Source organism: Streptomyces bugieae, from assembly GCF_036352915.1.
Classification (GTDB): Bacteria; Actinomycetota; Actinomycetes; order Streptomycetales; family Streptomycetaceae; genus Streptomyces; species Streptomyces endophytica.
Window position 1 is genome coordinate 132841 of record NZ_JAZBJP010000020.1, and the last position, 13908, is coordinate 146748.

Below are 13908 nucleotides of genomic sequence, written 5' to 3' on the forward strand. Positions count from 1 at the left end.
CGTCCCCCAAGGGCTTTCGGAGCAAGAGAACGCCAAGGAGGGGGAGGACCGGCAGATAGCGGACGCCACCCTCGAACTGCCGTATGTGCACGGCGAGTTGAGTTCGAATGGGGCGACCCGAACGGGTGGTGTGCGGGTCAGCTGGTTGCGGTGAGGCGGGTGATGCGATCCGCGTCGCAGGTGCGTGGACAGGTGATGCAGGTGTCCTCGGGACGCAGCGTGTAGAACATGCAGCAGCTCGCGCGGTCCCGGGTCTGCAGCGCCGTCCCGTCCGGACCGGTCAGCGTACGGAAACCGGCGCCACCCACGTACGGGGAGGTGGCGCCCGGCAGCAGCCGCTCCAGCTCCGCCACCGCGCGCGGCTCCTCACCCAGCAGGTGCCCCAGGTACCACAGCCCCTCGACGATCTCGTCGGAGGCCATGCCCCACAGCGCCCGCGGACCACGCCGCATCCGCCCGCGGAAGCCCTCCAGGACGGGCGCCAGATGCCCGGCCACCGCCGCCCGCACCTCCGCGCGCAGCGCCTCCTCGTCCGGCACCACCCGGGCACCGGGCAGCGCCGCCGCCGGATCGTCCGGGAGGCACCCGAACGATCCGATGCGCACCGCCATCCGGCCCAGCTCGCGCTGGAAGCAGACGTCCTGCACGGGCAGGTACGGCACCCGGCGGTGCAGGAACCACGGGATCGTGATCAGCAGGCAGGCCGGCCAGGCATAGCGGTGCAGCGCGAAACTGGCGACGACGTCGGGCCGGGCGGACTGCCCGTAGTCCCGCTGGATCTGGGCGTCGTCCCAGGCCAGGAAGGATTCCAGGGCCTCCCCGCCGGCCGCGAGCCCGGCCGCGCACACCCAGCCGTCCCCGGTCGGCGGCGCCGCGTCCCACAGTGAGACCCGCAGGCCGGGAAATACCTCGGTGAGGCGCGCGTACGACTCGGCGACGGGGTGTGTGAGGGGCGGGGCGGCGAGGGCAGAAGCCATGGGGGTGACCACCGAATCGCGAGCGTTGGCAGGTAAGGCTTACCTTAGCGGAAACCCTACCCGTGCCCCTCGCGAGCCAGTCCTGGACCCTCCGTACGGGGGCCGGGACCGGCCGATCCGCCTCCTTCCGGATTTGAACTATCGCCAAGGCCGCCTATCGTGCTGGGAATGTCAGAAGGAGCCGCCATGGAGCAGGGCACAGCGGAGCAGCCGCCGCGCGCACGGGCCTGGGTGCCCGCGCAGCCCGGTCCCGCCGCGCCCCGGCGGCACTCGGTCCGCGCCCAGGTGCTGGCCGCGCTGCGCCGGGCCCTGGTCGACGGTGAGCTGGCCCCCGGCGAGGTCTACTCCGGCCCGGCGCTCGCCGAGCGCTACGGGGTGTCCGCGACCCCGGTCCGGGAGGCCATGCAGCAGCTCGCCGGTGAGGGCGCCGTCGAGGTCGTGCCCAACCGCGGCTTCCGGATCGCCGAACGCAGCTCCCGCGACCTCGCCGAGCTGGCCGAGGTCCGCACCATGCTGGAGGTGCCCGCGATCGTCCGGCTGGCCCGGGCGCTGCCCCCGGAGCGCTGGGAGGAGCTGCGCCCGCTCGCCGCCTCGGGCGTCGCGGCCGCCGCCCGCGGCGACCGGGCCGGCTACGCCGAGGCCGACCACGCCTTCCACCAGGCCGTGATGTCGCTCACCGGCAACCGCCGGCTCACCGAGGTCACCGGCGACCTGCTCCGCCGCGCCCAGTGGTCCGCGGCCGGCGGCGCCCGCCTGCGCACCGCCGAGCTGCTGGCCGACGCCTCCGAACACACCGCGCTGCTCGACGCCCTGATCGCCCAGGAGTACACCGTCGCCGAGCGCATCGCCCGCGAACACGTCTCGGTGGCCCGGCACCCGCATTGAGCGGGCCGGGCGCAGGGGCCGGGTGGGCCGGATGCCCGGTCGTTCGGCTCGTCCACGGGACCGCGGGTCAGGCCGCCCGGAACGACCGGTCAACCGATGCCGACCGGCGGGCCCGGCCGCCCGGATCGGCCGGCTCGGCCAACCCGGACCCGGCCCGCGCTCAGCCCGGCAGCAGTTCCGTCAGGGGCAGTGCCGCGACCTCGGCGGCCGGCCGGGACAGGTACAGATCGGCGTGGTAGAAGCCGTCGGACTCCTTGCCCGCGATGGACAGCCCGCGCCGGGCCAGCGCCTCGAACGCCGCGCGCCGCTCGTCGCCGTCGGCGAACCGCCGCTGGCGGAACGTACGGGTGGTGAGCTGCTCGGTCACCAGCCCGGCCCGGGCCAGCAGCGCGGACACCGGCCGGTAGGAGACCGTCCGCAGGACGAACGCGGCGACCCAGGGTGGCCGGTTCACACAGTCGAAGAGCCGGGCGAAGGTCCGGGCGGAGATGTAGCCCACGCCGCCGGTGACGGTGATCAGATCGGTGCCGGCCAGTACGGCGCGCAACTCCGGGCTCGGATCGTCGAGCTCCAGGTTCTCCGCGAAGCCGTGGTCGAGCAGGCCGACCGCGCGCGCGTACCCCACGGCCCGATCCGCCGCGTCGATGCCGGTCACCCGGACGGCTTCGGCGCGCCGCCGAGTGGCGAAGAACGTACGGTCCTCGTCGATCAGTTGGCCGGTCGTCGGACCGTCCGGACGGTATCCGGCATAGCGCCCGTAGAGGTCGGTCAGGGACAGCCGGTAGTTGAGCAGCGCCGCGTTGACCCCGTACGAGCAGCACAGATCCACGACGCTCAGCGGGGGGCGGTCACCGCGGCGCCGTCGCAGGTTCTCGGCCAGCTCGCGGAAAACCGCCTGGCCGTGGTGCGGAATCTGGTACTCCAGGGGTTGCAGCGTGGTGAAGTACCGGCGCGGATCAGGGCAGTTGTAGATCGCCTCGAAATCCGCCTTGCCCCAGTCGGTTCCAGTGGTCGTCTTGGTCACTCCTGCTGCCACAGATGGCCTCCTGGTGGGCTCTGTCGATGGGAGGGGCCCCAGCTGGTCCCGGACCAGCATCCAGGCCGTGCCGCCCGCTCACAGTGCGACTTGAGGCCATTCTCGGGGCAGGCGGGGCAGGTCGCATCCCCACCGCCCGCCCGGCCGGTGCGCGTCGCCCACCTCACGGTTCACCCCTCGCGCCGCCGCGGCCCGCCACCCGCCGACCGTCGCGCCCCGGCCGATCCGCTCCCAGGACAGACCTGTTCCGGCCAATCGTGGTGAACATGGGCATGGCTGATGACGATGCCTTGACATGTCCTGGGCGGGTGGGGGTGGGTGGGAGCGGGGGTGCGCGTCGGCGGGCGAGGACGCGGGGCGGCGGGCGGTCGTACGGGCCTGCGCGGAAGGGCGGTCGTACGGGCCTGCGCGGGAGGGAGGGCCTGCGGGTCTGCGCGGGAGGGTCGTCGTACGGGCCTGCGCGGGAGGGAGGGCCTGCGGGTCTGCGCGGGAGGGTCGTCGTACGGGCCTGCGCGGGAGGGCGGGCCCCAGGAGCACGGGGTGGGGGCGTCCCGCGACGGTGATGCGGATGCGGATGCGGATGCGGGTGCCGGTGTGGGTGGGCGTGCCGTGCGGCTGCCCTCTTCCCCGCCGCCCACCCGCACCTCTTTTTGTTTTTCCCCGCCGCCCACCCCCCTTCGGGGGGTGGGCGGGTCAGGTGGTGCGGTTTTCCGGCCGCCCCGTATGGAGCGCGGTGCCGGACGTGGCCAACGGGGCGTGCACCATGCGGGTTGGCGTACCGGCGGGTTGTCGGGCGGACCGACGGACGGACCGACGGAACGGGCGGACGGGCGGGTCGGTCTACGGGGACGGAGCGGGAGGTTACGTGGCCGCCGTGGCCGTCGAAAGGTGGTCGGCGAGCCAGGTGGGGACGCCGCCCATGAGGCGGAAGAGGCGGGCGGCCTCCGCGCGGAGGCGGTCCGCGTCGTCCTCCGGCGCGGCGTCGGCCAGTGCCGCGAGCGCCGGGGCCGTGCCGACGAGGAAGCCCAGTTCCTCGCGGATCCGCAGCGATTCGGCGAACCCGTGCCGGGCCTCCGTCAACTCCCCGTCCCGCAGGGCGAGTCCGGCCAGATGGCGCCAGGTGAAGGACAGCAGCAGGCTGTCGCCCTGGGCGGTGGCGCCGGCGTGGGCGCGGCGGTAGGCGGCGCGGGCCGCGTCCGGGCTGTCCGCGACGTGCTCGGCCATCAGCCCGCGCCGGAAGTCCAGCAGCGGACGGCCGGCCGCGGTCGGGGCGAGCAGCGCGGCCGCCCGGCCGAGCGCCGAACGAGCCTCGTCGGCCCGGTCCCGTACGCCCAACACCGTTGCGGCGTAGGCGAGATGGCCGCGTTCGCAGGCCGCGCCGCCCCGCTCGTCGTCGTTGCCGGCCAGCGCCTCGGCGGCGCGCAGCGCGTCCTCCGCCTCGGCCCAGCCGGTGGTCGTGAACATGCAGCGCTCCACCAGGAGGGCGGCGCGCCGCAGGGCGGCCGGGGCGTGCCGGGCGGAGTGTGGTTCCAGGAGTGCGGCCGCGTCGTCCCAGCAGCCACGGGAGCGCAGCCGCCAAACGGCACGGTCGAGGGGATCGTCCCCCTCGACCGTTCTGGCTGCCGGTACTTCCGGTGCGGGTGCCGGTGCCGGTACCGCGAGCGATACCGGATCGGCGGAACTGACGGAATCCGCGGCATCCGCGGATCCTGACATGGCGGTATCCGCCACATTGCCCTCCCCGAGCGCGCCATTGAGCTGGAAACAGGAAGCCTGGGCGAATCTCAGCACGGATTCCGTGGTGCGGCCAAGGGGGTGGGTGAATGAATTCACAATCGCGCCGTGGCCCGTCCGGGGGAGCCGGACGGCCCTGATCGGGCCCGTCGCGGGGCGGTCGCCCGGTGGCGCAGGTGGTCGGGGGCCGTACGGAGTTGGCGCGATGACGCCCGTTCGGGTTACCCCGAATGGCCGATTCCGGAACGCCGGGGTGCGGCTGGCGGGGGGCGGGCGGGCGCCGGCCCCCCACCACCGCCCCCTCAGCTCATCCGCAGAGCCAGGAAGAAGTCCAGCTTGTCCTCCAGGCGGGACAGGTCGCGGCCGGTGAGCTGCTCGATCCGGCCGACCCGGTAGCGGAGCGTGTTGACGTGCAGGTGGAGGCGGGTGGCGCAGCGGGTCCAGGAGCCGTCGCAGTCCAGGAACGCCTCCAGGGTCGGGATCAGCTCGGCGCGGTGCCGGCGGTCGTAGTCGCGGAGCGGGTCCAGCAGGCGGGCGGTGAAGGCGCGGCGGACGTCGTCGGGGACGAACGGGAGCAGCAGGACGTGCGAGGCCAGCTCCTCGTGGCCGGCGGCGCAGACCCGGCCCGGGCGGGCCGCGGCCACCCGGCGGGCGTGCCGGGCCTCCTCCAGGGCGCCGCGCAGCCCCTCCGCCGAGTGGACCGAGGCGCTCACCCCGACCGTCAGCCGCCCGTCGCCGTCCAGCCCGCGGCCCAGCGGCTCCTGGACGACGGAGAGCAGCGCATCCGCGTGCAGCCCGGCCGCCGGGCCCTCCTCGGGCTCGTCCGGGACCGGCAGCGGCACCAGAGCCACCGCCTCGTCGCCGGTGTGCGCCACCGCGATCCGGTCGGAGGGTTCCGGCCCGAAGGTGCCCGGGTCCACCAGCACCTCCTCCAGGAGGGACTGCGCCACCGGGCCGCCGGGCAGGTCGCCGCCCTCCCACTCGACCCTGGCCACCACGATCTGCCAGTGCGGGGCGGTGCCCAGGCCGGGCAGCAGCACCGGCGCCGCGACCCGCAGCCGGGCCGCGATCTCGGCCGGCGGCGCACCGGTCTGGACGAGTTCCAGCACCTCCTGTGCGAGCCGCCGGCGGACCGTACGGGCGGCGTCGCGCCGGTCGCGTTCGACGGCGATCAGCTGGGTGACGCCGTGCAGCAGGTCGAGCCGCTCCTCGGGCCAGTCGCCGGCGTCCGCCTCGACGGCCAGCAGCCAGTCGCTCAGCAGCGTCTGCCGCAGGTCACGGCTCTCGTGGCGGATCGGGAACAGCGAGTACGTGGCTCCCTCCAGGGCGATCCGGTGGGGCCCGCGCCGCCCGCTGCGGGCGGCCGCCAGATGCTCACCGGCGAGCCGGGCGGCCAGGTCGGCGGGCAGCTCGGGCCCGGAGCCGGCCAGCGTCGATCCGGCGATCTGCCGGCCGGTGGGGGAGAGCACCCAGGCCCGCAGGTCCAGGTCTGAGCCGAGCAGGTCCAGGACCACCTCCGGGCCGCCGCCCGTGGGGCCCGACGTCATCAGCCGGCGGTGACGGTCCACCACGGCGGCCAGGTCGCCGGCCCGTTCGCTGGAGACCTGCCGCACCACGTGCTCGGTGATGGACGCGAAGGAGACCGTCTCGTCCACCGAGAACAGCGGCAGGCGGTGCCGGGCACAGGCCTGGACGAGATCGTCGGGGATCGCGCCCAGCTCGGCCTCGCCCGCGCCGAGCCCGGCGACCCCGGCCGAGGCCAGGATCCGTACGAACCGCTCGGAGTCCTCCGGCTCGCGGCGCCAGGCCAGACCGGTCAGCACCAGCTCGCCGCCGGAGAGGTACCGGCTGGGATCCCGCAGGTCCGTGGTCATCACGCCGCGTACCGTGCGGTCCAGTTCGTCCTCGCCGCCGAGCAGCCGAAGGCCCAGGGTATGGGTGTCCAGGAGTGCGCGGAGCCGCATGACCTCGCCCGCCGTTCTTTGCTGTCTGGTGTTGCCGGTGGAATGCCGCGAGGTTTCAGAGCCTCGTCTTTCGTTCGAATCTACAAGACAGGTGGCTTGGCCAGCCAACCGCTTCATGGTTTCGGTGACTGCACCGGGTGGGTCCCGGGCGCGTTCACTGAAACCAACCGCGTTAACAAGACATGAACGGCTCGATGGCGACGGAGGCCCCGGCTCCTCACCATGAGCAGCGGACGACCCCATCTTTTCGTAGAAGAGGCCACCCATGGACTTCCTTCGCCCCGCCAGCTGGGAGGAGGCGCTCGCTGCCAAGGCCGAGCACCCCACCGCTGTGCCCATCGCGGGCGGCACGGACGTGATGGTCGAGATCAACTTCGACCACCGCCGCCCCGAGTACCTGCTCGACCTGAACCGCATCGGTGAGCTGAGCGAGTGGGAGGTCGGAGAGAAGACCGTGCGCCTCGGCGCCTCCGTTCCCTACACCAGGATCATGGAGAACCTGCGGACCGAACTCCCCGGTCTCGCGCTCGCCTCCCACACCGTCGCCTCCCCGCAGATCCGCAACCGCGGCGGCGTCGGCGGCAACCTCGGCACCGCCTCCCCGGCCGGTGACGCCCACCCCGCGCTGCTCGCCTCCGGCTGCGAGGTCGAGGTCGAGTCCGTCCGCGGCAGCCGCATGATCCCGATCGACGAGTTCTACGTCGGCGTCAAGCGCAACGCCCTCGCGCCCGACGAACTGATCCGTTCGGTGCATCTGCCGAAGGCCGACGGCCCGCAGCAGTTCTCCAAGGTCGGCACCCGCAACGCCATGGTCATCGCGGTGTGCGCCTTCGGCATCGCGCTGCACCCCGAGACCCGCACGGTCCGCACCGGCATCGGCTCCGCCGCACCCACCCCCGTACGGGCCCGCGAGGCCGAGGACTTCCTCGCCGCGGCGCTGGAGGAGGGCGGCTTCTGGGAGTCCGGCAACCCCATCCCGCCGTCCGTGGCCAAGCAGTTCGCGCAGCTCGCCTCCGGTGCCTGCAACCCGATCGACGACGTGCGCGGCAGCGCCAAGTACCGCCGGCACGCGGTCGGCATCATGGCGCGCCGCACCCTCGGCTGGACCTGGGAGTCCTACCGCGGCAATGAGAGGAGCGCACAGTGCGCGTGACATTCACCGTCAACGGCCGCCAGCAGGAGGCCGACGACGTCTGGGAAGGCGAGAGCCTGCTGTACGTCCTCCGCGAGCGGATGGGCCTCCCGGGCTCCAAGAACGCCTGTGAGCAGGGCGAATGCGGTTCTTGTACGGTCCGCCTGGACGGTGTGCCGGTGTGCTCCTGCCTGGTCGCCGCCGGCCAGGTCGAGGGCCGCGAGGTGGTGACCGTCGAGGGTCTGGCCGACTACGCCCAGCAGCGCGCCGAGCACGGCGGCTGCGCGAGCGGCGCCTGCGGCAGCTCCGGCACGAGCCTCGACGCCGCCAAGCAGTGGCAGGCGAAGCCGGGCGAGACCACCGAACTGTCCCCGATCCAGCAGGCGTTCATCGACGCCGGCGCGGTCCAGTGCGGTTTCTGCACCCCGGGCCTGCTGGTCGCCGCCGACGAACTGCTGGAGCGCAACGACTCCCCGTCGGACGCCGACATCCGTGAGGCGCTGTCGGGCAACCTGTGCCGCTGCACGGGTTACGAGAAGATTCTCGACGCGGTCCGGCTGGCCGCAGCCCGTGGCGAGTCCGCTTCCTCCGCGACCACCGGACAGGGGGCCTGATCACGATGGCTGGTGTCACCCGCACCCCCACCAACCTGACCCAGGGCGGCAAGACCAAGGCCGGCATCGGCGAGTCCACGCTGCGGCCGGACGGCACCCTCAAGGTCACCGGCGAGTTCGCCTACTCCTCGGACATGTGGCACGAGGACATGCTGTGGGGCCAGACGCTGCGCTCCACCGTCGCGCACGCCGAGATCAAGTCGATCGACATCTCCGAAGCCGTGGCCATGCCGGGCGTCTACGCCGTGCTCACGTACGACGACCTGCCCACCGAGGTGAAGAACTACGGCCTGGAGATCCAGGACACCCCGGTCCTCGCGCACAAGAAGGTCCGCCACCACGGCGAGCCGGTGGCGCTGGTCGCCGCCGACCACCCGGAGACCGCCCGGCGCGCGGCCGCCAAGATCAAGATCGATTACGCCGAGCTGCCGCTGATCACCGACGAGGCCTCGGCGATCGCCCCCGACGCGGTCCTGGTCCACGAGAACCGCGACGACCACCACATCGGGCACGTCCCGCACCCCAACATCGTGCACCGCCAGCCCATCGTCCGGGGCGACGCGGACGCGGCCGCCGAGCGCGCCGACGTCATCGTCAAGGGCGAGTACACCTTCGGCATGCAGGACCAGGCGTTCCTCGGCCCGGAGTCCGGCCTGGCCGTACCCGCCGAGGACGGCGGCGTCGACCTCTACGTCGCCACCCAGTGGCTGCACTCGGACCTCAAGCAGATCGCCCCGGTCCTCGGCCTGCCCGAGGAGAAGGTCCGGATGACGCTCTCCGGCGTCGGCGGTGCCTTCGGCGGCCGCGAGGACATCTCGATGCAGATCCACGCCTGCCTCCTGGCGCTGCGCACCGGCAAGCCGGTCAAGATCGTCTACAACCGGTTCGAGTCCTTCTTCGGGCACGTCCACCGGCACCCGGCCAAGCTCTACTACGAGCACGGCGCCACCAAGGACGGCAAGCTCACGCACATGAAGTGCAAGATCGTCCTGGACGGCGGAGCCTACGCGTCGGCCTCCCCGGCGGTCGTCGGCAACGCCTCCTCCCTCTCCGTCGGCCCCTACGTCATCGACGACGTCGACATCGAGGCGATCGCGCTCTACACCAACAACCCGCCCTGCGGCGCCATGCGCGGCTTCGGCGCGGTCCAGGCGTGCTTCGCGTACGAGGCGCAGATGGACAAGCTGGCCGACAAGCTGGGCATGGACCGGGTCGAGTTCCGGCAGCTCAACGCCATGGAGCAGGGGACCATCATGCCGACCGGGCAGCCGGTCGACTCCCCGGCCCCGGTCGCCGAACTGCTGCGCCGCATCAAGGCGATGCCCATGCCGCCGGAGCGCCAGTGGGAGTCCAGCGAGGGCGCCGACGTGCGCCAGCTGCCCGGCGGACTGTCCAACACCACGCACGGCGAGGGCGTCGTACGCGGCGTCGGCTACGCGGTCGGCATCAAGAACGTCGGCTTCTCCGAGGGCTTCGACGACTACTCCACCGCCAAGGTGCGCATGGAGGTCATCAACGGCGAGCCGGTCGCGACCGTGCACACCGCGATGGCGGAGGTCGGCCAGGGCGGCGTCACCGTCCACGCCCAGATCGCCCGCACCGAGCTGGGCGTCCAGCAGGTCACCATCCACCCCGCCGACACCCAGGTCGGCTCGGCCGGCTCGACCTCGGCCTCCCGCCAGACCTACGTCACCGGCGGCGCGGTGAAGAACTCCTGCGAGGCCGTGCGCGAGAAGGTCCTGGAGATCGGACGGCGCAAGTTCGGTTCGTACCACCCGGCGTGGGCCACCGCCGAACTCCTCCTGGAGGACGGCAAGGTCATCACCGACGGCGGCGAGGTCCTCGCCAACATCGTGGACGTCCTGGAGGACGAGACCGTCGAGCTGGAGCTGGAGTGGCGCCACCGGCCCACCGAGGCCTTCGACCTGCACACCGGCCAGGGCAACGGCCACGTCCAGTACTCCTTCGCCGCGCACCGCGCGGTCGTCGAGGTGGACACCGAGCTCGGCCTGGTCAAGGTCATCGAGCTGGCCTGCGCCCAGGACGTCGGCAAGGCGCTCAACCCGCTGTCCGTCGTCGGCCAGATCCAGGGTGGCACCACCCAGGGCCTGGGCGTGGCGGTCATGGAGGAGATCATCGTCGACCCCAAGACCGCGAAGGTGCGCAACCCCTCCTTCACGGACTACCTGATCCCCACCATCCTCGACACCCCGACCATCCCGGTCGATGTGCTCGAACTCGCCGACGAGCACGCCCCCTACGGGCTGCGCGGCATCGGTGAGGCCCCGACCCTGTCGTCGACCCCGGCCGTCCTCGCGGCGATCCGGAACGCGACCGGGCTGGAGCTCGACAAGACGCCGGTGCGCCCGGAGCACCTCACCGGCACCCAGTGAGCCGTCCGGGGGCGACTCCCCCGGACCCCGGCCTCCGGGCGGTACGCGACAAGGGGTGTCCCTGTCCGTCCTCCTCCGCGCACCGCCCGGAGTCTCCCCCCTTCGCACCACCGCAGTCGCTGCTGCCTCGTACGCAGTCAGTACCCCACGTTCGTCTCGGGCCGTCCCCCGGGTCGTGCAGCCGAAGATCCATCCCAAATCTCGCCACGTGCGAGTGCCCCTTTGAACCTTGGGAGTAAGGCACCATGACCCAGCAGTCCACTGAGCCGAGGACCACGGCGGAAGACGCGGGCAACGGCTCGCGCCAGCCCGCCGGCCGGTCCTGGCTCGACCGGTACTTCCACATATCCGAGAGAGGGTCGACGGTCGGCCGGGAGGTGCGTGGCGGCGTCACCACCTTCATGGCGATGGCGTACATCATCCTCCTGAACCCGGTGATCCTGACCACCACGAAGGACATCACCGGAGCCACCCTCAACGCGGACCAGGTGACCACGGCGACCGCGCTGGCCGCCGCCGTCACCACCATCGTCATGGGGTTCCTCGGGAACGTCCCGCTCGCCCTGGCCGCCGGCCTGAGCGTGTCCGCGGTGATGTCCTTCCAGGTCGCCCCGCAGATGACCTGGGACAACGCCTGGGCGATGTGCATCATTTACGGTGCCGTGATCGTCCTGCTGGTCGTCACCGGCGCGCGGGAACTGATCATGAACGCGATCCCGTTGCCGCTCAAGCACGCCATCACGATGGGCATCGGCCTGTTCGTCTGCCTCATCGGCCTCGTCCAGGCGGGCTTCGTCACCTCCATGCCCGGCCCGGGCGGTCTCGCCGGCGCCAAGCCGATCCAGCTCGGCACCGCCGACATGCTCACCGGCTGGCCCGTGCTCTGCTTCGCCTTCACGGTCCTGCTGATCTTCCTGCTGCAGGTCCGCAAGGTGCCCGGCGCGATCCTCATCGGCATCGTCGGCGGCACGGTCTTCTCCGCGGTCGTCCACCAGGTCGCCGGGCTGACCGTCAAGGACTGGGGCGGCCGCAACGCCCCGGTGATCTCCGGATCCGTCGTCTCCACCCCCGACTTCGGACTGCTGGGCCACGTCTCCTTCAGCGGCCTGGGCAACGTCGGCGGCATCACCGTCGGCGTCATCGTCTTCACCCTCGTCCTGGCGGGCTTCTTCGACGCCATGGGCACCATCATCGGCATCGGCCAGCAGGCCAACCTCGCCGACAAGGACGGCAAGATGCCCGGGCTGAACAAGGCCCTGGCCATCGACGGTGCGGGCGGAATCGTCGGCGGTCTCACCGGCGCCTCCGGCCAGACCGTGTTCGTCGAGTCCACCGCGGGCGTCGGCGACGGCGCACGGACCGGCTTCGCCAGCGTCATCACCGGTCTGGGCTTCGCGCTCTGCCTCTTCTTCACCCCGTTGGCCCAGGTCATCCCCACCCAGGTCGCCGCCGCCGCACTGGTGGTCATCGGCTCGATGATGCTGACCAACGCCAAGCACATCAACTGGGACGACCCGGCGACCTCCATCCCGGTGTTCCTGACGACGGTCCTCATGCCGTTCACGTACTCCATCACCGCGGGCATCGCGGCCGGCGTCCTCGCCCACGTCGCCATCAAGGCCGTGCAGGGCAAGTGGCGCGAGCCCGGCTGGCTGATGTGGGTGCTCTCCCTGGTGTTCCTGGCCTACTTCTCGCTCAACCCGATCGAGAGCTGGCTGGGCGTGCACCACTGATCCGCCCCATCCACCCATCCGTTATCCGTAAGGAGACCGACATGCTGGACATCGCCGACGAGCTGCACCGGTGGGTCGAGCAGGGCCGCAAGTTCGCGGTGGCCACCGTCGTGGCCACCAACGGCAGCGCGCCCCGCCAGCCAGGAGCCGCCCTCGCCGTGGACGGCGACGGCACGGCGATCGGTTCGGTCTCCGGCGGATGCGTGGAGGGCGCGGTCTACGAACTGTGCCAGGAGGCGCTGCGGACCGGCGAACCGGTCCTGGAGCGCTTCGGGTACAGCGACGAGGACGCCTTCGCCGTGGGTCTGACCTGCGGCGGCATCATCGACATCCTCGTCCAGCCGATACGGACGGGCGCCCCGCGCTCCGCACACGGCGGAGCCGCGGGGGAGTGGGTGGACAGCACTGCCGACACGCTCGCCGCCGGGCTGGCCGCCGCTGCCGCCGGGGAGGCGGCGGCGGTCGCCCGGATCATCGAGGGCCCCGCCGAACTCCTCGGCCGGGCACTGCTCGTCCGCCCCGACGGCACCCACGAGGGCACCCTCGGCGGCCACCCCGCCCTCGACCGCACCGCCATCGAGGAGACCCGCGCGTTGCTCGACGCGGGCCGCACCACGACGCTCGAAATCGGAGCGGATGGCTCCCAATGCGGGCAGCCGGTCGTCCTCCTCGTCGAATCCTCCGTCCCCGCCCCGCGCATGATCGTCTTCGGTGCGATCGACTTCGCGTCCGCGCTGGTCAGGGTCGGCAAATTCCTCAACTACCACGTCACGGTCTGCGACGCCCGCCCCGTCTTCGCGACCCGCACCCGCTTCCCCGACGCCGACGAGATCGTCGTCGACTGGCCGCACCGCTACCTCGACTCCCAGGAACTCGACGGCCGCACGGTGCTGTGCGTCCTCACCCACGACGCCAAGTTCGACGTGCCGCTCCTGGAGCGCGCGCTGAAGCTTCCGGTCGCCTACGTCGGCGCGATGGGCTCGCGCCGCACCCACCTGGACCGCCTCCAGCGACTGCGCGACGTCGGCCTGACCGAACTCGAACTCAACCGCCTGCGCTCGCCGATCGGCCTCGACCTCGGGGCACGCACCCCCGAGGAAACCGCCCTTTCGATCGCCGCCGAAATCGTCGCCAACCGCCGCGGCGGCACGGGCACGCCGCTTACGGGGGCGCATACTCCGATCCACCATGATGGGGCTGCGCGTCTCGACTTTGTCGCATAGCCGTACGTGGTTGGCTGTCCCGCCGTGGTGGTTTCTCGCCGTGGCGCCTGCGGCGGGCTGGGTGGTTTGTGGGTGCGGTGACGGGCCTCCGGGGCCGGTTGTGTGGACTGCTGACGCTTTACGTCCACACAACCGGCCCCTCCGGCCCGTCCCCTCCCGTTGGGGGGAAGTGAAGGACGGTGGGGGTGCACGTAATGCCCATGCGCCCGCGGGCAAT

Annotated in this window: 10 protein-coding genes; 6 read left to right on the plus strand and 4 right to left on the minus strand. The window is 72.3% G+C overall.

From position 1 onward, the window contains the following. Positions 1-137: 137 nt before the first annotated feature. Positions 138-977: a (2Fe-2S)-binding protein gene (locus V2J85_RS26320; RefSeq protein ID WP_261955027.1), complete on the minus strand. Its 840-nt coding sequence runs from the start codon at positions 975-977 to the stop codon at positions 138-140. Positions 978-1163: 186 nt separating this feature from the next. On the opposite strand from V2J85_RS26320, the gene V2J85_RS26325 reads away from it, so the two are divergent. After that, positions 1164-1862, plus strand: a complete 699-nt coding sequence (locus V2J85_RS26325; RefSeq protein WP_261955026.1) for a GntR family transcriptional regulator — start codon at positions 1164-1166, stop codon at positions 1860-1862. A gap of 160 nt (positions 1863-2022) precedes the next feature. Here V2J85_RS26325 and V2J85_RS26330 read toward each other — a convergent pair whose 3' ends face one another. From V2J85_RS26330 to V2J85_RS26340, 3 genes are all read right to left on the minus strand, one after another. Continuing rightward, positions 2023-2886 carry a hypothetical protein gene (locus V2J85_RS26330; protein ID WP_261957373.1) on the minus strand — a complete coding sequence of 288 codons (864 nt, stop codon included), beginning with the start codon at positions 2884-2886 and terminating at the stop codon, positions 2023-2025. Between the two features lie 873 nt (positions 2887-3759). Next, positions 3760-4614 (minus strand): hypothetical protein, encoded by an 855-nt coding sequence (locus tag V2J85_RS26335; RefSeq protein ID WP_261955025.1) that lies wholly within the window; start codon positions 4612-4614, stop codon positions 3760-3762. 320 nt (positions 4615-4934) lie between these two features. Further along, a complete protein-coding gene (locus V2J85_RS26340; protein WP_261955024.1) occupies positions 4935-6596 on the minus strand; it encodes a PucR family transcriptional regulator in 1662 nt (553 codons plus the stop codon). Positions 6597-6861: 265 nt separating this feature from the next. Between V2J85_RS26340 and V2J85_RS26345 the strand changes: the two genes are divergently transcribed. The 5 genes from V2J85_RS26345 to V2J85_RS26365 all read left to right on the plus strand — a co-directional run bounded on the left by V2J85_RS26345 (position 6862) and on the right by V2J85_RS26365 (position 13691). Further along, positions 6862-7749: an FAD binding domain-containing protein gene (locus V2J85_RS26345; RefSeq protein WP_261955023.1), complete on the plus strand. Its 888-nt coding sequence runs from the start codon at positions 6862-6864 to the stop codon at positions 7747-7749. Beyond that, entirely contained in the window at positions 7740-8342 is a 603-nt protein-coding gene (locus V2J85_RS26350) for a (2Fe-2S)-binding protein (RefSeq protein ID WP_261955022.1), read from the plus strand. The genes V2J85_RS26345 and V2J85_RS26350 overlap by 10 nt, the downstream gene beginning before the upstream one ends. Positions 8343-8347: 5 nt before the next feature. Beyond that, entirely contained in the window at positions 8348-10735 is a 2388-nt protein-coding gene (locus V2J85_RS26355; RefSeq protein WP_330822933.1) for a xanthine dehydrogenase family protein molybdopterin-binding subunit, read from the plus strand. 245 nt (positions 10736-10980) lie between these two features. Beyond that, positions 10981-12468 carry an NCS2 family permease gene (locus V2J85_RS26360; protein WP_261955020.1) on the plus strand — a complete coding sequence of 496 codons (1488 nt, stop codon included), beginning with the start codon at positions 10981-10983 and terminating at the stop codon, positions 12466-12468. Between the two features lie 41 nt (positions 12469-12509). Continuing rightward, complete coding sequence (locus V2J85_RS26365; protein WP_261955019.1) at positions 12510-13691, plus strand: XdhC family protein; 1182 nt, start codon at positions 12510-12512, stop codon at positions 13689-13691. The last annotated feature ends 217 nt before the right edge of the window (positions 13692-13908 follow it).

Coding starts and splice junctions, on each gene's coding strand:
- V2J85_RS26320 (WP_261955027.1), bottom strand. CDS start 977: ATGGCTTCTGCCCTCGCCGCCCCGCCCCTCACACACCCCGTCGCCGAG.
- V2J85_RS26325 (WP_261955026.1), top strand. CDS start 1,164: ATGGAGCAGGGCACAGCGGAGCAGCCGCCGCGCGCACGGGCCTGGGTG.
- V2J85_RS26335 (WP_261955025.1), bottom strand. CDS start 4,614: ATGTCAGGATCCGCGGATGCCGCGGATTCCGTCAGTTCCGCCGATCCG.
- V2J85_RS26340 (WP_261955024.1), bottom strand. CDS start 6,596: ATGCGGCTCCGCGCACTCCTGGACACCCATACCCTGGGCCTTCGGCTG.
- V2J85_RS26345 (WP_261955023.1), top strand. CDS start 6,862: ATGGACTTCCTTCGCCCCGCCAGCTGGGAGGAGGCGCTCGCTGCCAAG.
- V2J85_RS26355 (WP_330822933.1), top strand. CDS start 8,348: ATGGCTGGTGTCACCCGCACCCCCACCAACCTGACCCAGGGCGGCAAG.
- V2J85_RS26360 (WP_261955020.1), top strand. CDS start 10,981: ATGACCCAGCAGTCCACTGAGCCGAGGACCACGGCGGAAGACGCGGGC.
- V2J85_RS26365 (WP_261955019.1), top strand. CDS start 12,510: ATGCTGGACATCGCCGACGAGCTGCACCGGTGGGTCGAGCAGGGCCGC.